Source organism: Rhodanobacter sp. FW104-R8 (assembly GCF_001617365.1).
Taxonomy (GTDB): Bacteria; Pseudomonadota; Gammaproteobacteria; order Xanthomonadales; family Rhodanobacteraceae; genus Rhodanobacter.
In genome coordinates this window covers 1-5,226 of the sequence record NZ_LVJR01000067.1, presented here as the reverse complement: position 1 = coordinate 5,226, position 5,226 = coordinate 1, and the positions used below count along the sequence as shown (strand labels likewise).

At 65.9% G+C, this 5,226-nt stretch carries 5 protein-coding genes, 4 tRNA genes and 1 pseudogene; all 10 read left to right on the top strand.

Translation table 11 applies throughout. The features are described 5' to 3' along the window. Nucleotides 1–200 (top strand): annotated as a pseudogene (locus RHOFW104R8_RS17000) (4-(cytidine 5'-diphospho)-2-C-methyl-D-erythritol kinase); the annotation flags it as partial. Between the two features lie 63 nt (nt 201–263). Beyond that, nucleotides 264–340, top strand: a tRNA-Gln gene (locus tag RHOFW104R8_RS11235). A 51-nt stretch (nt 341–391) separates the two neighbouring features. Next, nucleotides 392–1,333 (top strand): ribose-phosphate diphosphokinase, encoded by a 942-nt coding sequence (locus tag RHOFW104R8_RS11230; protein ID WP_068095127.1) that lies wholly within the window; start codon nt 392–394, stop codon nt 1,331–1,333. Between the two features lie 142 nt (nt 1,334–1,475). Next, nucleotides 1,476–2,147 carry a 50S ribosomal protein L25/general stress protein Ctc gene (locus tag RHOFW104R8_RS11225; protein WP_068095130.1) on the top strand — a complete coding sequence of 224 codons (672 nt, stop codon included), beginning with the start codon at nt 1,476–1,478 and terminating at the stop codon, nt 2,145–2,147. Nucleotides 2,148–2,201: 54 nt separating this feature from the next. After that, nucleotides 2,202–2,777, top strand: coding sequence for an aminoacyl-tRNA hydrolase (pth, locus tag RHOFW104R8_RS11220; RefSeq protein WP_068095132.1), 576 nt, complete (start codon nt 2,202–2,204; stop codon nt 2,775–2,777). A 96-nt stretch (nt 2,778–2,873) separates the two neighbouring features. Continuing rightward, nucleotides 2,874–3,962 carry a redox-regulated ATPase YchF gene (gene ychF, locus RHOFW104R8_RS11215; protein WP_068095134.1) on the top strand — a complete coding sequence of 363 codons (1,089 nt, stop codon included), beginning with the start codon at nt 2,874–2,876 and terminating at the stop codon, nt 3,960–3,962. A gap of 140 nt (nt 3,963–4,102) precedes the next feature. After that, nucleotides 4,103–4,591: an acyl-CoA thioesterase gene (locus tag RHOFW104R8_RS11210; RefSeq protein ID WP_068095137.1), complete on the top strand. Its 489-nt coding sequence runs from the start codon at nt 4,103–4,105 to the stop codon at nt 4,589–4,591. Nucleotides 4,592–4,684: 93 nt separating this feature from the next. Next, nucleotides 4,685–4,770: transfer RNA gene (locus RHOFW104R8_RS11205), tRNA-Tyr, on the top strand. A gap of 18 nt (nt 4,771–4,788) precedes the next feature. Next, nucleotides 4,789–4,862, top strand: a tRNA-Gly gene (locus tag RHOFW104R8_RS11200). A 136-nt stretch (nt 4,863–4,998) separates the two neighbouring features. Continuing rightward, nucleotides 4,999–5,074 (top strand) — tRNA-Thr (locus RHOFW104R8_RS11195). The last annotated feature ends 152 nt before the right edge of the window (nt 5,075–5,226 follow it).

Genomic DNA, 5,226 nt, shown 5'->3' with positions numbered 1-5,226 from the left:
GCGGTTTCGGCCAGGCGCGGCTTTCCGGCAGCGGCGGTTGCGTGTTTCTGGAGGCGAGGTCATCCGATCGGGCAGCGGCGATTGCCGCGCAGTGTCCGGCGGCATTCACGGCGGTCGTCGCCACGGGTGTCGACGTGTCGCCCCTGCATGATGCATTGGCGCGCCATCGCGGCGCGGATCGGTGGGTACAGACAGGCTGACGGCCAGGCCCGTCGATGCAGGCGGGCCGGGCATACACGAGCACAAGCGGACACAAATATCACTGGGGCGTCGCCAAGCTGGTTAAGGCACGGGATTTTGATTCCCGCATTCGCAGGTTCGAATCCTGCCGCCCCAGCCATTCCATGATGGCTTTGGTTTCGAGGTAATCACTGTGGACACGTCCACCCCGATGCTGCTGTTTTCCGGTAACGCACATCGTGCCCTGGCCGACGATGTCGCCCATCGCCTGGGCGTGCCGCTGGGCAAGGCGCTGGTCGGCACGTTCAGCGACGGCGAGGCGCAGATCGAGATCGAGGAGAACGTGCGCCGCCAGGAAGTGTTCGTGATCCAGCCGACCGGTGCGCCGAGCGCGGTGAACCTGTTCGAGCTGCTGGCGCTGACCGATGCGCTGAAGCGCGCCTCGGCAGCCAGCGTCACCGCGGTGATGCCGTACTTCGGCTACGCCCGGCAGGACCGCCGGCCGCGCTCGGCGCGGGTGCCGATCACCGCCAAGCTGGCCGCCAGCATGATCGGCGCCGCCGGCGTCGACCGGGTGCTGACGGTCGACCTGCATGCCGACCAGATCCAGGGTTTCTTCGACATCCCGGTCGACAACGTGTACGCCTCGCCGGTGCTGCTGGCCGACATCTGGCGCAGCCACAGCATGGACGACCTGATCGTGGTGAGCCCGGACGTGGGCGGCGTGGTGCGTGCCCGCGCGATCGCCAAGCGGCTGGACGACGCCGAGCTGGCGATCATCGACAAGCGCCGGCCGCGCGCGAACGTGTCCACCGTGATGAACATCATCGGCGACGTGGCCGGCAAGACCTGCGTGATGGTCGATGACATCGTCGACACCGCCGGCACCCTGTGCGCGGCCGCCGCGGCGCTGAAGGAGCGCGGCGCCCGCAAGGTGGTCGCCTACTGCGTGCACCCGGTGCTGTCCGGCGCGGCGATCAGCAACATCGAGGGCTCCCAGCTCGACCAGCTGGTGGTCACCAACACCTTGCCGCTGCGCCCGGAAGCCCTGGCCTGTGCCAAGATCCGCCAGCTCTCGGTCGCCGAACTGCTGGCCGAAACCATTCGCCGCATCGCCTTCGGCGAGTCGGTGAGTTCGCTGTACGTGGATTAATTGAAATGTCCGCCCCGGATGGGCGGTCTTGATGTTCAGCTTTTCGCGGCATGGATGCCGCGTGAAGTAACGATCTTCCCTGGTCGCGGGGAAGTCACCCAAGCCGCCGCGAGGCGGCAAACACAACCAAGGTAGCAACGAAATGTCCAAAACTCATGAAATCAAGGCGCAAAGCCGCAAGGACGAGGGGAAAGGTGCGAGCCGCCGCCTGCGTCATGCGAGCTTCGTGCCGGCCGTGGTGTACGGCGCCGGTCAGGCTCCCGAGAGCATCCAGATCGAGCACAACACCATCCTGCTCGCCGCCAAGAACGAGTGGTTCTTCTCCTCGGTGCTCGACCTGAACGTCGACGGCAAGGTGCAGAAGGTGCTGGTGCGCGACTGGCAGAAGCATCCGTTCAAGCAGCTGATGATGCACATGGACTTCCTGCGCGTGGACGAGAAGGCCGCGATCCGCGTCAGCGTGCCGCTGCATTTCCTGAACAAGGAAAAGTCCGCGGCGGCGAAGACCTCCGGCGTGGTGATCTCGCACAACCTGACCGAAGTGGAGATCTCCTGCCTGCCGAAGGACCTGCCCGAGTTCATCGAGCTGGACCTGGCCGACCTGAAGCCCGGCGACATCATCCACCTGTCGCAGCTGAAGCTGCCGAAGAACGTCGAGCTGGTCGCCCTGCATGGCGGCGAAGGCCACGACACTGCGGTGGTCACGGCCAATACGGTGCAGGAAGAGGTCGAGGAAGCCCCGGCCGCCGAGGCTGCCGCGCCGGCTGCTCCGGCCGCTGCCGCTGCGCCGGCCAAGAAGGACGACAAGAAGTAAGCCGCGCCGGCCCGCGCTCCGGCGGAGTGCGGGCCGACACGGCTGCTTGTCCGCATGGCTGGTTTGCGACTCATCGTCGGGCTGGGCAATCCCGGTGCCGAATACCTCCGAACCCGGCACAACGCCGGGTTCTGGCTAGTTGACGCCCTCGCCAGCGCCCAGGGCGAGCGCTTCGCCTTCGACGGCAAGCTGCACGGCGAGGCCTGCCGCGTGCGCCTCGGCGGCGAACCGGTCTGGCTGCTGAAGCCGGCCACCTTCATGAACAAGAGCGGCATCGCCGTGGTCTCGGCGCTGCGCTATTACAAGATCGAGCCGGAGCAGTGCCTGGTCGCGCACGACGACCTGGACCTGCCGCCCGGCACCGTGCGCCTGAAGTTCGACGGCGGCCACGGCGGCCAGAATGGCCTGCGCGACATCATCGGTCATCTCGGCCACGGCAAGTTCCACCGGCTGCGCGTGGGCATAGGCCATCCCGGTCATCGCGACCAGGTCACGCCATGGGTACTGGGCCGGCCGTCGGCCACGGACGAGGACGCGATCCTCGACGGCATCGCCCGCGCGCTGGACGTGCTGCCGCTGGCGGTCGACGGCCAGTTCGACAAGGCGATGCAGCAGTTGCATACGAAATAGCCGGGATTGGGGATTTGGGATTCGGGATTCGTTAAAAGTACGACGGCCCCGCTCTTCCGAATCCCGAATCCCAAATCCCGAATCCCGGAGCAAACCATGGGCATCAAATGCGGCATCGTCGGCCTGCCCAACGTCGGCAAGTCCACCCTGTTCAACGCGCTGACCAAGGCCGGTATCGCCGCGGCGAACTTCCCGTTCTGCACGATCGAGCCGAACGTCGGCGTGGTGCCGGTGCCGGATCCGAGGCTGAACGCGCTGGCTGACATCGTCAATCCGCAGAAGGTGGTCCCGACCGCGGTGGAGTTCGTCGACATCGCCGGCCTGGTCGCCGGCGCGTCGAAGGGTGAGGGCCTGGGCAACAAGTTCCTGGCGCATATCCGTGAGGTGGACGCGATCGCCCACGTGGTGCGCTGTTTCGAGGGCGACGTGATCCACGTCGCCGGCAAGGTCGACCCGATCTCCGACATCGACACCATCGACACCGAGCTGGCGCTGGCCGACCTGGAGTCGGTGGAGAAAGCGCTGAACCGCGCCGAGCGCGCGGCCAAGGCGAACGACAAGGAGGCCATGGCGCGCAAGCCGGTGCTGCAGAAGCTGTCCGCCGCGCTCAACGACGGCCGCTCCGCGCGCAGCGCCGGCCTGGACGAGGAAGAGAAGGCGCTGGTGCGCGACCTGTTCCTGCTCACCCTGAAGCCGCTGATGTACATCGCCAACGTCGCCGACGACGGCTTCGAGAACAACCCGTTGCTGGACGCCGTGCGCGAGCGCGCCGCCGGCGAGGGCGCCGAGGTGGTGCCGGTGTGCGCGGCGATCGAGGAGGAGCTGGCGCAGCTCGACGAGGCCGACCGCGACGAGTTCCTGAAGGACATGGGCCTGGACGAGCCGGGCCTGAACCGGGTGATCCGCGCCGGCTACAGGCTGCTCGACCTGCAGACCTATTTCACCGCCGGCGTGAAGGAAGTGCGCGCGTGGCAGGTGAAGCGCGGCGCCACCGCGCCGCAGGCGGCCGGGGTGATCCACACCGACTTCGAACGCGGCTTCATCCGCGCCGAGACGGTCGGCTACGACGACTTCATCCAGTACAAGGGCGAAGCCGGCGCGGCGGCGGCCGGCCGGCTGCGCAAGGAAGGCAAGGACTACATCGTCAAGGACGGCGACGTGCTGCACTTCCTGTTCAACGTCTGAGTGCCGTCGCCGCGACCGGTATCGGTGGCTTCGGAGCAGGGCGCAGGCGGCATCGGGCGGAGCCCGCCGCGGCCGTGCGGATAGCCTCCCGAGTCAGGGCATAATGCCAAGCTCGGAATCCCGTCGACAGGTGCCAGTCCATGCCCGGTAAACAGCAGGAAGTGACGTTCCGTTTCCTCGCCCAGCCCACCGACGTCAATTTCGGCGGCAAGGTGCACGGCGGCATGGCGATGAAGTGGATCGATCAGGCCGGCTACGCCTGCGCGGTGGGCTGGAGCGGGGCGTACTGCGTCACCGCTTCGGTCAGCGGCATCCAGTTCGTGGCGCCGATCCTGATCGGCGACCTGGTCACGGTGCGCGCGCGCCTGATCCACACCGGCACCAGCAGCATGCACATGGCAGTCGAGGTGCTGGCGCGCGACCTGCGCAAGGACGAACAGCGCCTGGCGACCAGCTGCGTGATGGTCTTCGTGGCGCTGGACAGCCCCGACGGCAAGCCGACCCCGGTGCCGCACTGGGAGCCGCGCAACGACGGCGAACGCCGGCTGCAGGTACAGGCGAAGAAGCTGCTGGAACTGTCCAAGGGCATGGAGCAGCTGGTCGACCTGCGGGCGGTCCCGTCGGACTGACACCGCCGCGGAAAATCGCATTTCTCATGCGGAATTGGCGCCGCGAGGTGTTGACAGTTCGGGGTCCGATCCACACAATACGCGTTCTTTGTTGGAGGGATACCCAAGCGGCCAACGGGGGCAGACTGTAAATCTGCTGGCTTACGCCTTCGGTGGTTCGAATCCACCTCCCTCCACCACGACGAGCTCCACGCAGGGCGGGAGTAGTTCAATGGTAGAACCTCAGCCTTCCAAGCTGATGGTGCGGGTTCGATTCCCGTCTCCCGCTCCATTGCGCTATTTCAAGCCGCCTTCCATGGCGGCAAAAAGGAACAGCCCTGTCCTCGTCGCGGGTTGTTGAAAATTTGAAGAGTCTTGCAGGGACGCAAGTTTGTTCTTCGCCGTCATGGAGGACGGCTGAAATACACGCTCATGTAGCTCAGTCGGTAGAGCACTTCCTTGGTAAGGAAGAGGTCACAGGTTCGATTCCTGTCATGAGCACCACTTCATTGGCCGTCATGGCCAGCCCCGAAACGGGCGGGTTTCTTCAATTCATTGACTCCATCGGGGTTTAGCGCGCTATGGCAAAGGGTAAATTCGAACGCACCAAGCCGCACGTGAACGTCGGCACGATTGGTCACGTGGATCACGGCAAG

What these genes read in the sequence shown, in the direction of transcription:
- RHOFW104R8_RS11210 (WP_068095137.1), top strand. Translation starts at nt 4,103, where the DNA reads ATGCCCGGTAAACAGCAGGAAGTGACGTTCCGTTTCCTCGCCCAGCCC.
- ychF (WP_068095134.1), top strand. Translation starts at nt 2,874, where the DNA reads ATGGGCATCAAATGCGGCATCGTCGGCCTGCCCAACGTCGGCAAGTCC.
- RHOFW104R8_RS11225 (WP_068095130.1), top strand. Translation starts at nt 1,476, where the DNA reads ATGTCCAAAACTCATGAAATCAAGGCGCAAAGCCGCAAGGACGAGGGG.
- pth (WP_068095132.1), top strand. Translation starts at nt 2,202, where the DNA reads ATGGCTGGTTTGCGACTCATCGTCGGGCTGGGCAATCCCGGTGCCGAA.
- RHOFW104R8_RS11230 (WP_068095127.1), top strand. Translation starts at nt 392, where the DNA reads ATGCTGCTGTTTTCCGGTAACGCACATCGTGCCCTGGCCGACGATGTC.